Source organism: Stieleria sp. (assembly GCF_041595215.1).
Lineage (GTDB): Bacteria > Planctomycetota > Planctomycetia > Pirellulales > Pirellulaceae > Stieleria > Stieleria magnilauensis.
This window is the reverse complement of the sequence record NZ_JBFHKV010001258.1, coordinates 1-2,240: the sequence shown is the minus strand read 5'-3', so window position 1 is coordinate 2,240 and position 2,240 is coordinate 1. Positions and strand designations below refer to the sequence as shown.

Annotated in this window: 2 protein-coding genes; one reads left to right on the top strand and one right to left on the bottom strand. The window is 59.3% G+C overall.

The window, feature by feature from the left end:
- The coding region (locus tag ABX749_RS30315; RefSeq protein WP_372899324.1) for a twin-arginine translocase subunit TatC at window positions 1-870 on the bottom strand (870 nt) is incomplete at its 3' end.
- 278 nt (window positions 871-1,148) lie between these two features.
- Here ABX749_RS30315 and ABX749_RS30310 point away from each other — a divergent pair.
- Window positions 1,149-2,117, top strand: a complete 969-nt coding sequence (locus ABX749_RS30310; RefSeq protein WP_372899323.1) for a type I phosphomannose isomerase catalytic subunit — start codon at window positions 1,149-1,151, stop codon at window positions 2,115-2,117.
- The last annotated feature ends 123 nt before the right edge of the window (window positions 2,118-2,240 follow it).

Below are 2,240 nucleotides of genomic sequence, written 5' to 3'. Positions count from 1 at the left end.
TTCGTGTTGATGTAGTCCCGCGGCGACGAATTGCCAAAGGAAATAAAACACGCCCGGCGACGACAGCACCGCACCGACGATCAATCCCGCCTTGACCCAAATCATGAACGACTCTTCGACCTTGAACGTGCTGAGCCCCTTGGTGTCGCGAATGAACTGGACTTTGGGTCGCAGATCCGACGCTGCGGGGAGGGCACGCAAGATGTCCGCGATCTCACGCGGTTTGACGCGTGCCCCGGGTGTTGCTGCGACCGGACCGGCTGCGGCAGCGATCGAGACGGTGGGGGCGGACTCGACCACCTCCACCTCGTCGGGAGCGTCGTTCTCGAGGGACATATTGGCAGCCGGCGGATTGGCGGCCGGTGATTCCGGCTTCTGCGGCTGAGGCGTTTGCGTCTCGGGCTGTTTCGCTTTCGATTTCGCTTTCTGCGGTTCGCTGACGACGGGCGGTTCGGTTGGCGAGCCGGACTTCGGAATCAGCTCGATCGATTCGGGGGTCAGGTTTTGCAGTTCGTCGGGGATCTCGTAAATCACCTGCCACTTCAGCGAGCGTTCGGTGATCAACGGCAGCAATGCCTGAACATCTGGATCGTCCAAGTCTTCATAGCCGAGCATCGCTAAACTTCGCTTGGCATTGAAGTCCACGATCGCCGCTTTGAGCGGTTCGGCGACGTAGCGGACGACTTGATTGGCGACCGTCAATCCGACGGCCAGTCCGATGCCTAGGCAGATGATGGCACGGACGAGAGAATGCCGGAGCTCTTCGAGGTGCTCGCCGAAGGTCATCGTCGAGTTTTCGAAAAGATCGTCTTTCGGCCGTGTGGCTTGGGGAGAGCGGGCCGAAGCGTTGCGTTGAGCCGTAGCGTCCACGATTGATTAACTGTTCCAGGAAAGTTGAATGAGCGCGATAGACCGACGCAGCCGTCCACAGCAAGTGACGACTATCGGACCACCAGAAAGAATTCCATCAGAGAGAATTCCTTGGTTCGGCCGAAATCCATAGCCGAACAGTTTAGCAAAAGCGTCCGGAAAGTCGGACTGTCCATGTCCGCTACATTTGGCGCTTTCAAGCAGATCTTCGTGACCGCGGATTCATCATCCGTATATTTGAACCAATTGCGCCGCCATTTGTCACCTCTAGGAAGACCATGTTTGGGAAAGAATCTCCGTATCCCCTGCAATTTCGCCCCCTGATCAAACAAACCCTCTGGGGAGGCTCCAAGTTGGGGCAGTTGCTGGGAAAACCCATCGGTGACGAGCAAAACTACGCCGAAAGCTGGGAAATCGTCGATCACGGCCAGGATCAGAGCGTGGTCGAAAACGGGCCGCTGGCCGGCCAAACCCTCTCCGGGCTGATTCAAAATGACGCAGCCTGGACACTCGGAGAATCGTCCGAGGAAGCGAAGTTTCCGCTGCTCTTGAAATATCTGGACTGCAATCGTGTCCTGTCGGTCCAAGTCCACCCCGACGACGCCTACGGGGCGACGATGGATGTTCCCGACCGCGGCAAGACCGAAGCCTGGTACGTGGTCGATGCCGAACCGGGCAGCCTGATCTATGCGGGGCTGAAATCGGGTGTCGATCGCGACGCCTTGGCCGAAGCGATGGCCGCGGGCGAAACCGACCGCGTGCTGCACTCGTTTCATCCGTCACGCGGGGATTGCGTGTTCATTCCCGCAGGGACCGTCCACGCGTTGGGCGCCGGTCTGGTGATCGCGGAAATCCAACAATCCAGCAACACGACGTTTCGATTGTTCGACTGGAACCGGGTCGGTGCCGACGGCAACCCGCGTCCGCTGCACATCGAACAATCGTTGGCGGTCACCGATTACGAGTCCGGCCCCGTCGAAGCACTCAAGAGCGACCCGTCGGCCTGCGGTTGGCAGCGATTGGTCGCCTGTGACAAGTTCGTGCTCTCGTCGCTGGAAAACGGCAGCGACGTCGTCGGCGGTGACGGGCGTTTTCACATCCTGACCGTTCCGATCGGAACCGCAACGTTGACGACCGATGACGCATCGATCGAACTGCGGCGGGGACAGTCCCTGCTGTTGCCCGCAACGATGCCCGAATGTTCGATCGCCGTCCATGCCGATTCAACGGTGTTGCGGGCGGATTGATTACTGGGTCAACTCGTCGGTCAAGATCCAGTCCGGTGCCGGCACTTCGCTCTTGGCCCCGTTGGGGGTCAGGATGGCCTGATAGACGTGATAGTCGATCGTGTTGGAGACCGACTTGGTGGC